Below are 14,297 nucleotides of genomic sequence, written 5' to 3'. Positions count from 1 at the left end.
GTCCTGTCTAGCCCTGCCGGGGGATCGCACCCACCGCACGGCCTGCCGCGGCAAACATTTCAGTGATTTGAGCCACTTGCTCGGCACTATGTTCGGCGCAGAGCGAGCAGCGGAGCAGGTACATGCCCGCCGGCGTTGCGGGCGGCCGGGCCATGTTCACGTACAGTCCCTGCTCGAGCAGCGCCTGCCACATGCCGACCGCTTCCTCCTGGGTCGGCAGGATCACAGCGATGATCGCCGATTGCGGCGTTTCGGTGCCGAGCTTGAAGCCCAGAGTTTTCAGGTTTCCGTGCAGCGTGCGCGCATTCTCCCACAGATGCTGGCGCTTATTATGTGCATGCATCAGCTTGCGGATCGAGGTGGCCGCGGTTGCGACGACCGAGGGCGGCAGCGAAGCGGTGAAGATATAGGCCCGGCAGGCGAGGCGGATCGCCTCGAACTTCGGGTGGTCCGACACGCAGAAGCCGCCCACCGTGCCGACTGACTTAGAGAAAGTGCCGACGATGAAGTCGACCTCTCCGTCCAGTCCTTGCTCCTCATAAACGCCGCGGCCGTTCGGGCCGAAGAAGCCCATCGAATGGGCTTCGTCGCTCAGCACCATGGCGCCATATTTCTTTGCGACGGCGACCATTTCCTTCAGCGGCGCGACGTCGCCCAGCATCGAATAGACGCCTTCGAGCACGACCAATTTTCCGGCTTCCGGCGGCAGGCGGCCGAGGCGCTTGTCGAGGTCCTCCACCGAGTTGTGGCGGAAGCGGACGATCTCGGCATAGCCCTGCTTGCAGCCGTCATAGATGGACGCATGGCTGTCGGCGTCGAGGATGATGTAGTCGCCCTTGCCGGCCAATGTGGAGATCATGCCCAGATTGGCCATGTACCCGGTCGAAAACACGATCGCGCCGCTGGTGCCGTAGAAATCGCGCAGCGCCTGTTCCACCTCCATATGGTCCTGGAAGGTGCCGTTGAGCATGCGGCTGCCATTGGTGCCGGAGCCGAAGGTCTCGAGCGCTTCCTTGCCCGCCGCGATCACGTCCGGGTCGAAGGTCATGCCCATATAATTGTAGGTGCCGAGCAGGGTCGTCTTCTTGCCCTTGATGATCGCCTCGGTCGGCGAAAGCACCTGCTCCATGACGATGGCGAACGGATCGCGCACGCCGCTGTCGAGCAGCGCCTGGCGCTCCGCGATCAGCCCATCGAACTTGGACATCAGGTCGCCGGCGGGTGCTGCGGTTTCGACGCGGGGCGCGTCGGCGGTCTGGAGACTGTCCGTCATCTTATGTACCTCAACACGGTTCGGCCTGAGCTTGTCGAAGGCCTTCCTTGTTCTTTCCGGCCCTGAAGAAAGGGCTTCGACAAGCTCAGCCCAAACCGGGTGAAAAGTTTAGGCGCGCAATTTTCCCACGGCATCGACCAACTGGCCGACCGTCTCGATCTCCGCCTGCATGTTCATCGTGATGATGATGTCGAACTCGTCCTCCACCGCAGCGACGAAGTCCATGACCGTCAGGCTGTCCCACTCCAGGTCGCCCGCGAAGGTTGTTGCGTCGGTCAGCGCCACGCCCTTCTTGTTGAACGGTTCAATCAGCCGGTGGACGGTAGTTTCGATTTCTTGACGATTGGACATAGCCGGTCCCTAATGCGCTCGGGCGCGCCTTGCCAAGCGAATGCGGCTGAAGGGTGGCAGCCCCAAGACACAGGGGACCGACTTGCCTCACGAAGCCATTCCGAAACGTTACGCTCCCGACGCCATTCACCTGATCCGGACGACCCAGCAGATCCAGGTCCAGCTCTCCGCCATGGCTGACCACAAGGCGAGCATCTTGATGGGCGCGACCTTCGTGGTGTTCACCATCACGCTCAACCAGACGTCCAAGGGCCTTGTCGCGCCTGAGATGCTGGTGCTCGCCGGCTTCGCTTTGCTCTCCGCCGCTTTCGCGGTGATGGCGGTGCTCCCGGCGGTGAAGCCAAAAGCCGGCGCTCCGCTCAATCTGCTCTTCTTCGGCTCCTTCACTGAGCTCGACCAGGAGGAATATATCGAAAAGCTGGTGGCGCACCTCGCCGACGAGGAGGACGTTTATCGAACAATGGCGCGCGACATCTACCAGAACGGATCGGTGCTGAAGCGCAAGAAATACCGATATCTGGCGCTGGCCTACCGCACCTTCCTGTTTGGCATGGTGGCGACGGTGATCACCTTCGGAGCGGACCGGCTGAACTTGTTGTAGCGACGGTCAGATCGGCGACCACTCGATCGTGTCTTCGACATTGTCGTCGTCACTGACCCGTCCGGCTTCCGGCCCAATCGCTTCGAGCAGCTGGTCCAGCACCCAATCGACCCCGATCCCCGCCGCGCCGGAGATCGGAATGACCGGCATGCCGCTCGCTTCCTCCAGCTCGGCCGACAAGGCCGCGATCAGTTCGTCGTCGAGCGTGTCGATCTTGTTGAGCGCGAGCACTTGCGGCTTGTCGGCCAATCCGGCGCCATAGGCGTCGAGCTCGTCGCGGACGACCCGGTAGCTGTCGGCGACGCTTTCGTCATTGGCGTCAACCAGGTGGAGCAGCACGCGGCAGCGCTCGATATGGCCAAGGAAGCGGTCCCCGATGCCGGCCCCTTCAGCGGCGCCTTCGATCAGCCCAGGAATGTCGGCGATGACGAACTCGCGGCCTTTGTGGCGCACTACGCCGAGCTGTGGCCGGGTGGTGGTGAAGGCATATTCGCCGACCTTCGCTTGGGCGTTGGTGACCGCATTGATGAAGGTCGACTTGCCGGCATTGGGCAGGCCGACCAGCCCTGCGTCGGCCAGCAGCTTCAGCCGTAGCCACACCCACGCTTCTTCGCTGGGCCAGCCGCTGCCATGCTGGCGCGGCGCGCGATTGGTCGAGGTCTTGTAGCTGGCATTGCCGCGCCCCCCGTCGCCGCCGCGCAGGAAAACGATCCGCTGACCGACTTCGGTCAAGTCCGCGAGCAGGGTCCGCTCTTCGTCATCGGCGAGGATCTGGGTGCCCACCGGCACCTTGATGACCAGATCGTCGCCGCCGGCGCCCGTCCTGTTGCTGCCCGAGCCGCCCTGTCCACGCGGCGCCCGGAAATGCTGGGTGTAGCGGAAGTCGATCAGCGTGTTCAGGCCAGCCACCGCTTCGAAGACGATGTCGCCGCCCTTGCCGCCATTGCCGCCGTCAGGGCCGCCATATTCGATGAACTTTTCGCGCCGGAAGCTGACCGCGCCGGGGCCGCCGGCGCCCGAACGGACGAAAATCTTGGCTTGGTCGAGGAAGTGCATGTCGGGCGCGCCTAACGCTTTAAGGCAGCTAAAGCGAGGCTTTCAAGGCCCGACCGGCCGACGGCGCGGCTTTGCTGCGGCGTCAGCCACGCCCACGCTGCGCGATGGAAGCGGAGAGCTGCTGATGCGCCATCTCGCGCGCTGTTTCCGGGGGCAGACCAAGAGCGGCCGCCATCTGCTCACCCAACAGTGCGTGGCCGAGCGCTAGCAGCACGAGATTAAGCGTTTCCTTGTGGACGTCGGTGTCTTCATGGCCTTCGCCGAGCCGGTCGACGAGCCGGTGAATGGCGCCGAGCACCGGGTCCAGCGCATTGTCGTTGCCCGACAGGATCATCCATGAAGCGAGGGCGCCGCCGCCACGCTCGAATGCGTCGAAGGTCATGTCGACGACCGTGCGCTGGTCGCCGTCGCCCGATCGCGCCTTCAGCACCGCAGCCTCGATCTGCTCCGTGATCCGTTCGGCCATCGTGGTCATCAAGGCCTGTTGCAGTCCGGCGGCTGAGCCGAAATGATGCAGCAGGTTGGCGTGCGTGCGGCCCATCCGTGTGGCGACGGCTTTCAGGGTGACAGCCTGCGGCCCCGCTTCGATCAGCAGGTCGCGGGCGGCCTGCAGCGCGGCCGAGCGGCTCGCTTCCGGAGAAAGACGGCGTTTGGCGAGCGACATGCAAGGATAATAGCCGGTCGAAGCGGCAGACGGAAGCTGCAGCATATTGACATTCATGTCAGTATGTGCTGAGTGGATGAGACAGGAGACGCGACTCATGCAGCTTGCCGCAAAGACCCCGGCCGACCTGACCATCACGCCGCGTGACCGCCGCTTCGGTCGCGGCAGCGTGCAACAGCGCTGGTGGTATGGCGGCGATCCCTATGCGACCGCTTTCCACAACGCGCTGTCCGTGACCTTCCCGAAAGGCGAGGCTTTTTTCATCGAAAGCGTGAAGGCGCACCGCGACGGGGTGCCTCCCAAGCTTGAGGCGGAGATCAGGGCGTTCGTGATGCAGGAGGTCATGCACACGCGCGAGCATGTCGCCTTCAACAAGCGCGTGGTCGATGCCGGCTATGACGTGGCGAAGCTCGAAAGGGATGTCGAGGAGGCGCTGGCTCTGACCAAGGGGCGGCCGCAGATCCTGAACCTCGCCGTCACCATGGCGCTGGAGCATTATACGGCCATCTTGGCTCAAACTATGCTGCGCTATCAGCATTATTGGTCAAGGGCGGACGCCGAAAGCGTCGCCATGTGGAAGTGGCATGCGGTCGAGGAGATTGAGCATAAGGGCGTCGCCTACGACACCTGGCTGCACGCCACGCGCGACTGGTCGCGCTGGAAAAGGTGGAAGGTGAAGAGCATCATGATGCTGCTCGTCTCCTACCGCTTCTGGACCAAGCGCTGGGCGGGATCGATGGAGCTGCTGCGCCAGGACGGCATTACCGGCTGGAAAGCGCGCTTCGGTCTGCTCCGCCACTTGTTCGTCAGCCCCGGCCTTGTGCGGCGCGCGCTGCCCGCCTGGTTGTCCTTCTTCCTGCCGGGTTTTCACCCGTGGAACCATGACGATCGCGCGCTGATCAGCCTGGCCGACAGCGACTATGCGGATGCGCGGCTCGCCACCGCGGCGGAATAGGCCCCCTTCTTACGTCGGCCCGGACCTGATCCGGGCCAAGTCTTCTTCTTCTCTCTTGCTTGTCCCAGAGGCAGCCTTGCCCCGACGCAAGCCGGGGCGACGAGAAGTGGGTCTGAGAAGGTCAGTGCGCCGCGCGCAAAAGAAAGGGCCGGTGCCTCCTTGGAGACCCGGCCCTTTCCATATCAGTTGACGAAGAGCTTAGGCGCTCTCGGACTCGTCATTCTCTTCGGCGACGAAGTAGATGATCGCAACGGCGGCGACGAACACCAGCACGCCGATCAGGGCGCCACCGGCGAGTTCATTGCCTTCGACTGCCGCGCCCGAACGGACCGACGACGCGACCGACAGCTTCGACGCGCTGCTCTGCGCAACGGCCGGAGCCGCAACCAGGCTGGCGGCAGCGGCCGCCGCAATCAAACCACGCTTGAACATTCATTGCCTCCCTGAACGGCACAAAGTCTGGGTGCGTGGGATGTCCCACTCACTCGACCCTCCTTTAGCGAGTCGAAAGTCAAAGGCAATCGGGGTGCGGGTTTTCCGCGGGACTGTGGTGATTCTGCTACACTGACTGCCTCACGGATCATTTCAGGCCCGGTGCGGAATGCAACGTCGTCCTGCTCCTGTCGTTGTCGGCTCGAACGCAGGAGATGGCGCATGAAGGCTCTGGTCTGGCACGGCAAACAGGATATCCGCTACGAAAGCGTTCCTGATCCGGAGATCGAAGACGGGCGCGACGCGATCATCAAGGTGACGAGCTGCGCGATCTGCGGTTCCGACCTGCACCTGTTCCACAACTTGATGCCGGGCATGATGCCGGGCGACATTGTCGGCCATGAGACGATGGGTGAGGTGGTCGAAGTCGGCAAGGACAACAGAGCCTTGAAGGTCGGCGACCGCATCGCGGTGCCTTTCCAGATGACCTGCGGCGAGTGCGAACAGTGCCGAAAAGGCAACTTCTCTGTCTGCGAGACGACCAACCGCAAGGCGAAGCTTGCGGAAGCCGCATTCGGCCGAAGCACCGCCGGGCTGTTCGGCTATACGCATCTGACCGGCGGCTATTCCGGCGGGCAGGCCGAATATCTGCGCGTGCCCTTTGCGCATCACACGCACATCAAGGTGCCCGACTCCATTCCCGACGAGCAGGCGCTGTTTCTTACGGACATTCTGCCCACTGGCTGGCAGGCTGCAGTCTATTGTGACATCGAGCCGGACGATACGGTCGCGATCTGGGGCGCCGGTCCCGTCGGCCAGATGGCGATCCGGTCGGCGATCCTGCTGGGTGCGAAACAGGTCGTTGCAATCGACTTTCTGCCCGAGCGGCTGAGCATGGCCGCCGCCGCGGGGGCGATCACGATCAATCCGGGCGAAGAAGGCGTCAAGGAACGGCTTGACGAGCTGACCGACGGCAAGGGTCCGCAGAAATGCATCGACGCCGTGGGCCTCGAGGCGCATTCCCAGATCACGCCCGAGCATCTGTACGACCGCGCGAAACAGTCGATGATGATGGAAACCGACCGGCCCCACGTGCTGCGCGAAATGATGCTGCTCTGCCGGCCCGGCGGCATCCTCTCCGTGCCCGGCGTCTATGGCGGCGTGCTCGACAAGGTGCCGTTCGGCGCGGCGATGAACAAGGGGCTGACGATCCGCACGGGTCAGACGCACGTAAAGCGCTGGACCGACGAGCTGATCGAGCTGATCGAGGATGGCGCCCTCGACCCGAGCTTCGTCATCACCCACACCGCGCCGCTGTCGAACGGCCCGGCCATGTACCCGACGTTCGAAAGCCGGAAGGACAATTGCATCAAGGTGATGCTGAAGCCCGAGATGGAGGCGGCGTGATGGCGTTCAAATATGGCAAGGACAGTTCGCTGACCGGAGCCGATGCGCTGGTGCGCGGGATCGGGCTCTTCTCGCTCGGACTCGGCGTCGCCGAGCTGATCGCGCCGGGGAAGATCGCGAAGACCTTCGGCCTCGAAGGCAAGGAAGGCCTGCTGCGCGCTTTTGGAGCGCGCGAGATTGCGTCGGGCATCGGTACGCTTTCGGCCGATCCGCAGCCGGCGCTCTGGTCGCGGGTGGGCGGCGACGTGCTCGACATGGCCACTCTGGCCTTCGGCGCGCGGTCGGACCGGCAGGATGCGAAGCGCAATGCGCTGATCGGCATCGGCGCTGTCGCGGGTATCGCTGCCTTGGACGCATTCGCGGCGACGCTGATGAGCAAGCGCGGCGGCGAGCGTCCGCCGCCCGCCGATTACAGCGACCGGTCAGGCCTGCCCAAGGGCATCGAGGCGTCGCGGGGCTATTACCGGCAGAAGAAGGAACGCGGCCCCGCCGTTGCGCACCATGACGCGCGTGACGACCGCCACTCGGGCGGCGGGGGCAAGAGTGGAAGCGGGACCGCGCCCGATCGGATGGAGACCGACGCGGCTCAGTCGCCCGTATCGACCGGCTAAGCGAGAACCCGCACCGTCCGGCGGCGTAGCGCCGTTCCGGCTAGAGCGAAGCCGCCGATCATCATCGACCAGGTTGCCGGCTCGGGAATGACCGTGATCGACGCCAGCTTGAAGCCGTCGATGCGCCGGTCGCTGTTGGTGAAGTCGGCGCCGATCAGCCAGAGATTGCCGCTCTTGAGCTGCGGGTTCGGATTGCGAATGCTGTTCCCGCTCGTGCTCACCGGCGACGACCAGCTGCCTGTGAAGAGGGCATTCAGCTGGGCAACCGGCTTGTTGTCAATCGCGAACGGCTGGTTCCAGGGCAGGGCGGTGGTGCCATGGCGGATGGTTGCGTCGCTGTCTCTACCCGAGCCCATGACGCTATAGGTGTTGAAGGTGGCCGAAGTCAGCCGGACTTGCCGGTTGAACTGCAGCAGAATGAAGTCCTTGCGACCGTTATTGTCGATACTGTGCCGGTTCTGGCTGCCATCGCCATCGTCGCCCGAGATCACGCCCAGGCCGCCGCTATAGGCCATCAGCTTGGAGTCGCGGACGAACACACCCATCGCATTCGTCTCCAGGCTCCAAGCGGTAACCCTCAAGTTGAACACGCCCCAGACCGGAGAGGTGGCGCTGTAGAAGCGCGCATTGCCGTCCTGAACATTGCTGTTGTTGCCGTTGGTGAAGTCGAACGTCACGGGCATGAGCGTTACCGCAGCCTGTGCCGGCAGCGTGGATCCCAAACCCAGCGACAATGACGCCGCACAGGCAAGAACAGCGATTCTCATACGCAACCCCCCGATTGCAAACAACATTGTGCCTAGTTACACATTCACCGGCGCCTAGCGGCAATTAACTATAGCCGATCTTTCGATCAACACGAAGAGAGGCGGAGCCGTCTTGAGGTGATTGTGCGATTCTGGCACAGTTGTTCGCTGGTCCTGAACGCGGAACAAGCGGCATGAGCCCACCGTTCCACGGCCATGGCGCAGGGCGACACCCTACATTCGACAGAGCTGCGGGTACCGCCTGAGCGGGAAGACTTCTATGCCGAGTGCCTTCGGCTGATCGCGCAGTCCGGTCACCCTTTCCTGTTGTCGGGAACTTATGCGCTGTCCTGCTACACCGGCATCTTACGGCCGACCAAGGATGGACGTCTTCGCCAAGCCGAGTGACGCGCTGAAGATCCTCGCCTATTTCAAGGAGCAGGGCGTATCCGTCGAGATGGTCGATGAGCGCTGGCTCGCGCGCGTGACCCGGGGCGAGCTGTTCATGGACGTGCTTTTCAACAGCCCGACCTCGGGCACGCCGATCAACGACGAGTGGTTCATCGGGGCACCGCGCGCGGAGGTTTACGACACCATCGTGCGGCTGGTACCGCCGACCGAGTTCATCTGATCGAAGATCTTCGTCCAGGACCGGTACCGCTATGACGGCGCCGATGTCGCGCATGTGATCCTGAAGAAGCATGGCGAGATCGACTGGCGGCGGCTGCTCGACCATCTGGAGCTCTATTGGGAGTGCTGCTGATGGCTCTGCTCAACTTCCGCTTTATCTATCCGAGCGAGCGCGACCTGATCCCGCGCTGGCTGATGGACGAGTTGCTGGAGCGGCTGCAGGCGCCGATGGAGATGCCGGCCCCCGGCGTGAAAGTCTGTCGCGGCCGCATCTTCTCGCCCCACGATTATCAGACCGACGTCGCCGAATGGGGCTTTTCGGAAGCCTTCGGCAATCTGGAAAAACGTTATGAGCACCACTGAGACGATCATCATCGCCGCGATCGGCGACCTGCACGTGACCGAAACGTCAAAGGGGCAATATGCCGCACTGTTCCGCGAGATGTCCGACCAGGCGGACGTGATCGTCCTCGCCGGCGACCTGACCAATTTCGGCAAGACGCCCGAGGCCGAGTCGCTTGCCGAGGATATCCGATGCGCTTCCAAGCCGGTGGTCGGCGTGCTCGGCAATCACGACTTCGAATGTGGCCAGCCGGAGAATGTCGCGCGCATCCTCCACCAGGCAGGGATGACGGTGCTCGACGAGCAGGCTGTGGTGATCGAAGGGGTGGGTTTCGCGGGCGTGAAGGGGTTCCTCGGCGGTTTCGGCCGCGGCGAACTGGCGCCCTTCGGGGAAGCGGCGGTCAAGACCTTCGTCGACGAGGCAAACAATGAGGCACGCAAGCTGGAGAACGGCCTACGCTCGCTGCGGACCGACCGGTCGGTCGCCGTTCTCCACTATGCCCCTATTCCGCAGACGCTCGAAGGCGAGCCGATCGAGATTTTCCCCTATCTCGGCTCTGCGCGGCTGGCCGATGCCATTGACCGGTTCGAGCATGTGAAGCTGGCGGTGCACGGTCATGCGCACCATGGCTCTTACGAGGGCAAGACGATGCGCGGCATTCCGGTCTATAACGTCGCGCAGCATGTGGTCGGCCCGAAATTCGGCCGGCCCTATGCGCTGTTCACGGTCTAGCGGTTTTCACCAGGCCGTTCACGACTTCTACCGGCCAGGGCTTGAGGCTGTGCCCCTGGCAAGGTCCGCCAACGCATAGCCCGTCTTCCGGCCGGAACAGTGCGCCGTGCCAGCTGCACTCGATCAGCTCGCCGCTCGCGGTCAAATACTCGTCGAGCCGCTTCGCGAGCGGCAGGCCCATATGCGGGCAGCTATCGACATAGCCCGTCACCGTGTCGCCGCGCCGGACGACGAAGCCATGGAAGCGCTTGTCGCCGATCTCGAGCACAAAGTTCCGCGCGCCCGGATCCGGCAGATCGGCCAGCGCACAGAGCGTGACGCCGGCAGGAGTAGAGGTCAGACGGTCCAATCAAACACCGTTCGTTTCGAGCGAAGTCGAGAAACGCGTGGGATGTCGATCACGCTTCTCGACTGCGTTCGAAGCGAACGGATGCGTTGAGGTCAAACCGGAACCACTTCCTGCTCAATCGCGCCGAAGATGCTGTGGTGGTGATCGTCGTGGCAGTCGATCCGCACCCGGTCGCCGTGGCGCAGAAAGGGGGTTTTCGGTGCGCCTTCGTTGATCGTCTCGATCATGCGGATTTCGGCAATGCAGCTATAGCCGAGGCCGCCTTCGCTGACCGGCTTGCCGGGCCCGCCGTCCGCATCCTTGTTGGATACGGTTCCCGATCCGATGATGGAGCCGGCGCCGAGCTCCCGCGTCTTCGCGACATGGCCGATCAGCGTGGCGAAATCGAAGGTCATGTCTGTGCCGGCATCGGCCTTGCCGAAAGACTGGCCGTTCAGCTCGACCAGCAGCGGCCGGTGCAGCTTGCCGTCCCGCCAATAGCTGCCGAGTTCGTCCGGCGTCACCAGCACCGGCGACAGGGTCGATGCGGGCTTGGACTGGAAAAAGCCGAACCCTTTTGCGAGCTCGCCGGGGATAAGGTTGCGCAGCGACACGTCATTGACGAGGCCGACCAGGCGGATGGCGGCAAGGCAGGCCTCGCGGTCGGCGCCGATCGGCACGTCGCCGGTGACCACGCAGACTTCGCCTTCCATGTCGCAGCCCCAGCTCTCGTCCTTGAGCGGGATCGGATCGCGGGGCGCGAGGAAGCTGTCAGACGCGCCCTGGTACATCAGCGGGTCGGTCCAGAAGCTCGCCGGCATTTCCGCGCCTCTCGCGCGGCGCACCAGCTCGACATGATTCACATAGGCCGAGCCGTCCGCCCACTGATAGGCGCGCGGCAGCGGCGCGGCGGCCTCGCGCTCGTGGAAACGCTCGCGCGGAATCGCCTCATGCTCAAGGTCGGTCGCAAGCAGCTGGAGCTTGGGCGCGACGTGATCCCAATCGTCCAGCGCCGCTTGCAGCGTCGGCGCGATGTGCGCGGCGTCCGCATAGTAATGCAGGTCGCGGGAGACGACGACGAGACGGCCGTCGCGGCCGGATTTCAGGCTGGCTAGCTTCATCCCACACTCCGTTCGGCCTGAGCTTGTCGAAGGCCTGTTCTTGTTCTTGGGTCCGTAAAGAAAAGCAGGGCTTCGACAAGCTCAGCCCGAACGGAGTTCGTGGCTCAGACGCTCGCCTTCGGGAACCCCGCCCAGCAATCGTCATAGTCGAGCTGGCAGAGTTCCGTCTCCGTGGCCCAGCGCGTGGGGCGGATCACCCAGCGCGATTCGAACATGAAGGCCATGGTGTTCTCGATCTTGTGCGGCGCCAACTCCACGGTGGTTGCCTTCTCCCAAGATGCCAGGTCGGGCCCGTGCCCCGCCATCTGGTTGTGGAGCGAGGCGCCGCCCGGCGCGAAGCCGCCTTCCTTGGCGTCATAGGCGCCGTGGATCAGCCCCATGAACTCGCTCATCACATTGCGGTGGAACCACGGCGGGCGAAACGTGTCCTCCGCCACCATCCAGCGCGGCGGGAAAATTACGAAGTCGCAATTAGCGGTGCCGGCGATCTCGCTCGGAGAGGTCAGCACGGTGAAGATAGATGGATCCGGATGGTCGTAGCTGACGGTGTTGATCGTGTTGAACCTCGCGAGATCATATTTGTAGGGCGCGAGGTTGCCGTGCCAGGCGACCACGTCGAGCGGCGAATGGTCGAGATCGCAAGCCCACAGGCGGCCCTGAAACTTCTGCACCACTTCAAAACTGCCGTCCCGGTCCTCGAACCAGGCTTGCGGCGTTTCGAAGTCGCGCGGATTGGCGAGGCCATTGGCACCGATCGGGCCGAGGTCCGGCAGCTTGAAGGGCGCGCCGTAATTCTCGCAAACATAGCCGCGTGCAGCGCCGTCGGGCAGCTCGGCGCGGAATCGCACGCCTCGCGGGATCACTCCAATCTCGCCCGGCGCAAGGTCGAGGCGGCCCAGCTCCGTTGCAAAGCCGACGCGGCCCTGCTGCGGCACGATCAGCAGCTCGCCATCGGCCGAGTAGAAGACGCGCTGCTCCATCGAGCGATTAGCCGCATAAAGGTGGATGGCGATGCCGGCGCCCGTCGCGACGTCGCCATTGCCGCCATAGGTGACGAGCCCATCCACCCAGTCGGTCGGCTCGGCGGGAAGGGGCAGCGAATCCCAGCGCAGGCGGTTCGGGCTGGGCGGCACTTCATCAAAAGGGCCGGAGCGGAGGAGCCTTGCACCTTCGTAGGCGCGATAGGGTTTGTGGCTCGCCGTGGGTCGGAGCCGGTACAGCCAGCTGCGCTTATTCTCGGTGCGAGGAGCAGTGAAGGCCGAGCCGGAGAGCTGCTCGGCATAGAGGCCGAACGGCACCTTCTGGGGGCTGTTGCGGCCGACTGGCAGGGCACCGGGCACCGCCTCGGTGGCAAAGTGGTTGCCGAAGCCGGTCAGCGGGGCGGCGGTAATCTGCGTTTCGATGTTCACATAAACTCCGTTCGCTTCGAGCGAAGTCGAGAAGCGCATGCTCCGAGCCGAACGTTTCTCGACTTCGCTCGAAACGAACGGAAGCTCAGTGTCACTCCGCCGGCTCTTCGACCTTGATCACGCCCCGACGGATCTGGTCGAGCTCGATGCTCTCGAACAGCGCCTGGAAATTGCCGTTGCCGAAACCTTCATTGCCCTTGCGCTGGATGATCTCGAAGAAAATCGGGCCGAACATATTCTCGGTGAAGATCTGCAGCAGAATGCCTTCGCCGGTCTCGACCGAACCGTCGATCAGGATGCGGTTCTTGCGGAGCCGCTCCAGATCCTCGCCATGGCCAGGGACGCGTTTGTCGACCAGCTCGTAATAAGTCTCGATCGTGTCCTGCAGCTTGACGCCGCGGGCGCGGAGCCGCTCGACCGTGTCGTAGATGTCGGGCGTGGTCAGCGCGAGGTGCTGGATGCCTTCGCCCTTGTATTCTCGGATGAACTCCTCGATCTGGCTCTTGTCGTCCTGACTCTCGTTCAACGGAATGCGGATCGCCCGGTCGGGTGCGATCATCGCCTGGCTGAACAGTCCGGTCGCCTGGCCCTTGATGTCGAAATATTTCTGCTCTTCGAAGCCGAACAGCTCGCGGTAGAACTCGCTCCAGACCCGCATCTGGCCGCGCTTCACATTGTGGGTCAGGTGGTCGAGCAGGTCGAGGCCGACATTATTCTCCGCCTCCGCCTGCTGCCAGCCGGGAATCTCTTCCCAATCGGCGTAGAGGTCGCTGCCGTCCTGTATGAAATAGAGATAGGAGCCGCCGATGCCGAGGATGCAGGTGTCCTCCTCCTCCGTGCGCTGGCCGCCATGAGCGAGCGCCCATTCGAGCGCCTTGACCGGGTCGGCGACGCGAAAGGCCATGGCGCTGGCGGAGGGGCCGTGCGCCGCGCGGAACTCGGCGACGCGGCCAGTCTCGTCGCGGTTCAGCATCAGGTTGATGCGGCCCTGCTTGTAGCGGGTGATGTTCTTGCGCGGATGCTTATGGCTGGCGACAAAGCCGAGCTGCTCGAACTGCCGCGCCATCGCCTCCGGATCGGGCGAAGTGAACTCGACGAATTCGAAACCGTTCAGGCCCAGCGGGTTGTCGGCGCTCATCACTCACTCCTTCGACGTGGCGAAGACAGTTAGTAACAGATGTTACCAATCAGCGCAACGCATCGCTCGCCGCCTTGAGCTTTTCGAGCGTCGCCTTGAGCTGCTTCAGCTCCCGCTCGCCGATCGACTGGAGCAGCCGTTGTTCCAGTTCCAATGCCTTGGGCGAGATCTGCGCATAGAGAGCGCGTCCTTCGTCGGTGAGGGCCAGCGCATTGGAGCGCCGGTCGCTGCCATGCGCGCCGCGGCTGACGAGTCCGCGCGTGACCAGTGCCTGGGCGGCGCGGCTGACGGTCATCTTATCCATCTCGGTGCGGGCGACCAAAGCCTGCTGCGTGAGTCCCTCCTCCTCGGCCAGCACTGCGATCAGCCGCCATTCCGGGATTCGCAGGCCGAACAGGCTTTCATAGGTGCGGGCGATGACGCCGCTGACGGCGTTCGAAACGATCGAGAGCTGGTAGGGGAGAAAGGCATCAAGGCGCAGCACCGCCTCACTATGACGA

General features: G+C 63.6%; 18 protein-coding genes. 7 read left to right on the top strand and 11 right to left on the bottom strand.

Features of this window, described 5'->3' with window-relative positions; all coding sequences use genetic code 11:
• Positions 1-7: 7 nt before the first annotated feature.
• Positions 8-1,273, bottom strand: coding sequence for a serine palmitoyltransferase (gene spt / locus VGT77_RS13200; RefSeq protein ID WP_327463318.1), 1,266 nt, complete (start codon positions 1,271-1,273; stop codon positions 8-10).
• Positions 1,274-1,381: 108 nt separating this feature from the next.
• A complete protein-coding gene (locus VGT77_RS13195; RefSeq protein ID WP_327463316.1) occupies positions 1,382-1,624 on the bottom strand; it encodes an acyl carrier protein in 243 nt (80 codons plus the stop codon).
• Between the two features lie 82 nt (positions 1,625-1,706).
• Here VGT77_RS13195 and VGT77_RS13190 point away from each other — a divergent pair, with 82 nt between their 5' ends.
• Positions 1,707-2,225 carry a Pycsar system effector family protein gene (locus tag VGT77_RS13190; RefSeq protein ID WP_327463314.1) on the top strand — a complete coding sequence of 173 codons (519 nt, stop codon included), beginning with the start codon at positions 1,707-1,709 and terminating at the stop codon, positions 2,223-2,225.
• Between the two features lie 6 nt (positions 2,226-2,231).
• Here the strand turns inward: VGT77_RS13190 and obgE are convergent, their stop codons facing one another.
• Positions 2,232-3,281, bottom strand: a complete 1,050-nt coding sequence (obgE, locus tag VGT77_RS13185; protein WP_327463312.1) for a GTPase ObgE — start codon at positions 3,279-3,281, stop codon at positions 2,232-2,234.
• Between the two features lie 82 nt (positions 3,282-3,363).
• Entirely contained in the window at positions 3,364-3,945 is a 582-nt protein-coding gene (locus VGT77_RS13180) for a helix-turn-helix domain-containing protein (protein ID WP_327463992.1), read from the bottom strand.
• Between the two features lie 97 nt (positions 3,946-4,042).
• Between VGT77_RS13180 and VGT77_RS13175 the strand changes: the two genes are divergently transcribed.
• Positions 4,043-4,900, top strand: coding sequence for a metal-dependent hydrolase (locus VGT77_RS13175; RefSeq protein ID WP_327463310.1), 858 nt, complete (start codon positions 4,043-4,045; stop codon positions 4,898-4,900).
• A 198-nt stretch (positions 4,901-5,098) separates the two neighbouring features.
• On the opposite strand, the gene VGT77_RS13170 is transcribed toward VGT77_RS13175, so the two are convergent.
• Positions 5,099-5,332: a hypothetical protein gene (locus VGT77_RS13170; protein ID WP_327463308.1), complete on the bottom strand. Its 234-nt coding sequence runs from the start codon at positions 5,330-5,332 to the stop codon at positions 5,099-5,101.
• A 222-nt stretch (positions 5,333-5,554) separates the two neighbouring features.
• Here VGT77_RS13170 and VGT77_RS13165 point away from each other — a divergent pair, with 222 nt between their 5' ends.
• Together VGT77_RS13165 and VGT77_RS13160 are read left to right on the top strand one after the other, a co-directional pair.
• A complete protein-coding gene (locus tag VGT77_RS13165; RefSeq protein WP_327463306.1) occupies positions 5,555-6,739 on the top strand; it encodes a zinc-dependent alcohol dehydrogenase in 1,185 nt (394 codons plus the stop codon).
• Entirely contained in the window at positions 6,739-7,350 is a 612-nt protein-coding gene (locus VGT77_RS13160) for a hypothetical protein (RefSeq protein ID WP_327463305.1), read from the top strand. The genes VGT77_RS13165 and VGT77_RS13160 overlap by 1 nt, the downstream gene beginning before the upstream one ends.
• On the opposite strand, the gene VGT77_RS13155 is transcribed toward VGT77_RS13160, so the two are convergent.
• On the bottom strand, positions 7,347-8,117 hold the full coding sequence (locus tag VGT77_RS13155; RefSeq protein ID WP_327463304.1) for a PEPxxWA-CTERM sorting domain-containing protein: 771 nt from the start codon (positions 8,115-8,117) through the stop codon (positions 7,347-7,349). The two genes, VGT77_RS13160 and VGT77_RS13155, sit on opposite strands and share 4 nt — an antisense overlap.
• Before the next feature lie 361 nt (positions 8,118-8,478).
• Between VGT77_RS13155 and VGT77_RS13150 the strand changes: the two genes are divergently transcribed.
• From VGT77_RS13150 to VGT77_RS13140, 3 genes are all read left to right on the top strand, one after another.
• Positions 8,479-8,727: a hypothetical protein gene (locus VGT77_RS13150; protein ID WP_327463302.1), complete on the top strand. Its 249-nt coding sequence runs from the start codon at positions 8,479-8,481 to the stop codon at positions 8,725-8,727.
• A gap of 131 nt (positions 8,728-8,858) precedes the next feature.
• On the top strand, positions 8,859-9,089 hold the full coding sequence (locus VGT77_RS13145; protein ID WP_327463300.1) for a hypothetical protein: 231 nt from the start codon (positions 8,859-8,861) through the stop codon (positions 9,087-9,089).
• Positions 9,076-9,801: a metallophosphoesterase family protein gene (locus VGT77_RS13140; RefSeq protein WP_327463298.1), complete on the top strand. Its 726-nt coding sequence runs from the start codon at positions 9,076-9,078 to the stop codon at positions 9,799-9,801. The genes VGT77_RS13145 and VGT77_RS13140 overlap by 14 nt, the downstream gene beginning before the upstream one ends.
• Here the strand turns inward: VGT77_RS13140 and VGT77_RS13135 are convergent.
• From VGT77_RS13135 to VGT77_RS13115, 5 genes are all read right to left on the bottom strand, one after another.
• Entirely contained in the window at positions 9,791-10,150 is a 360-nt protein-coding gene (locus VGT77_RS13135) for a Rieske (2Fe-2S) protein (RefSeq protein ID WP_327463296.1), read from the bottom strand. The two genes, VGT77_RS13140 and VGT77_RS13135, sit on opposite strands and share 11 nt — an antisense overlap.
• A gap of 92 nt (positions 10,151-10,242) precedes the next feature.
• A complete protein-coding gene (locus tag VGT77_RS13130) occupies positions 10,243-11,250 on the bottom strand; it encodes a fumarylacetoacetate hydrolase family protein (RefSeq protein ID WP_327463294.1) in 1,008 nt (335 codons plus the stop codon).
• A gap of 104 nt (positions 11,251-11,354) precedes the next feature.
• On the bottom strand, positions 11,355-12,626 hold the full coding sequence (gene hmgA, locus VGT77_RS13125; RefSeq protein WP_414713418.1) for a homogentisate 1,2-dioxygenase: 1,272 nt from the start codon (positions 12,624-12,626) through the stop codon (positions 11,355-11,357).
• 124 nt (positions 12,627-12,750) lie between these two features.
• On the bottom strand, positions 12,751-13,797 hold the full coding sequence (gene hppD / locus VGT77_RS13120; protein ID WP_327463290.1) for a 4-hydroxyphenylpyruvate dioxygenase: 1,047 nt from the start codon (positions 13,795-13,797) through the stop codon (positions 12,751-12,753).
• Positions 13,798-13,846: 49 nt separating this feature from the next.
• On the bottom strand, positions 13,847-14,281 hold the full coding sequence (locus VGT77_RS13115) for a MarR family winged helix-turn-helix transcriptional regulator (protein WP_327463288.1): 435 nt from the start codon (positions 14,279-14,281) through the stop codon (positions 13,847-13,849).
• Between the last annotated feature and the right edge of the window lie 16 nt (positions 14,282-14,297).

This window comes from Sphingomonas sp., from assembly GCF_035944535.1.
In the GTDB taxonomy this organism is placed as follows: Bacteria; Pseudomonadota; Alphaproteobacteria; order Sphingomonadales; family Sphingomonadaceae; genus Sphingomonas_B.
This window is presented reverse-complemented; position numbering and strand designations above follow the sequence as displayed.

Coding starts and splice junctions, on each gene's coding strand:
- VGT77_RS13140 (WP_327463298.1), top strand. CDS start 9,076: ATGAGCACCACTGAGACGATCATCATCGCCGCGATCGGCGACCTGCAC.
- VGT77_RS13150 (WP_327463302.1), top strand. CDS start 8,479: ATGGACGTCTTCGCCAAGCCGAGTGACGCGCTGAAGATCCTCGCCTAT.
- hppD (WP_327463290.1), bottom strand. CDS start 13,797: ATGAGCGCCGACAACCCGCTGGGCCTGAACGGTTTCGAATTCGTCGAG.
- spt (WP_327463318.1), bottom strand. CDS start 1,273: ATGACGGACAGTCTCCAGACCGCCGACGCGCCCCGCGTCGAAACCGCA.
- VGT77_RS13195 (WP_327463316.1), bottom strand. CDS start 1,624: ATGTCCAATCGTCAAGAAATCGAAACTACCGTCCACCGGCTGATTGAA.
- VGT77_RS13155 (WP_327463304.1), bottom strand. CDS start 8,117: ATGAGAATCGCTGTTCTTGCCTGTGCGGCGTCATTGTCGCTGGGTTTG.
- VGT77_RS13145 (WP_327463300.1), top strand. CDS start 8,859: ATGGCTCTGCTCAACTTCCGCTTTATCTATCCGAGCGAGCGCGACCTG.
- VGT77_RS13180 (WP_327463992.1), bottom strand. CDS start 3,945: ATGTCGCTCGCCAAACGCCGTCTTTCTCCGGAAGCGAGCCGCTCGGCC.
- VGT77_RS13160 (WP_327463305.1), top strand. CDS start 6,739: ATGGCGTTCAAATATGGCAAGGACAGTTCGCTGACCGGAGCCGATGCG.
- obgE (WP_327463312.1), bottom strand. CDS start 3,281: ATGCACTTCCTCGACCAAGCCAAGATTTTCGTCCGTTCGGGCGCCGGC.
- VGT77_RS13130 (WP_327463294.1), bottom strand. CDS start 11,250: ATGAAGCTAGCCAGCCTGAAATCCGGCCGCGACGGCCGTCTCGTCGTC.
- VGT77_RS13170 (WP_327463308.1), bottom strand. CDS start 5,332: ATGTTCAAGCGTGGTTTGATTGCGGCGGCCGCTGCCGCCAGCCTGGTT.
- VGT77_RS13165 (WP_327463306.1), top strand. CDS start 5,555: ATGAAGGCTCTGGTCTGGCACGGCAAACAGGATATCCGCTACGAAAGC.
- VGT77_RS13175 (WP_327463310.1), top strand. CDS start 4,043: ATGCAGCTTGCCGCAAAGACCCCGGCCGACCTGACCATCACGCCGCGT.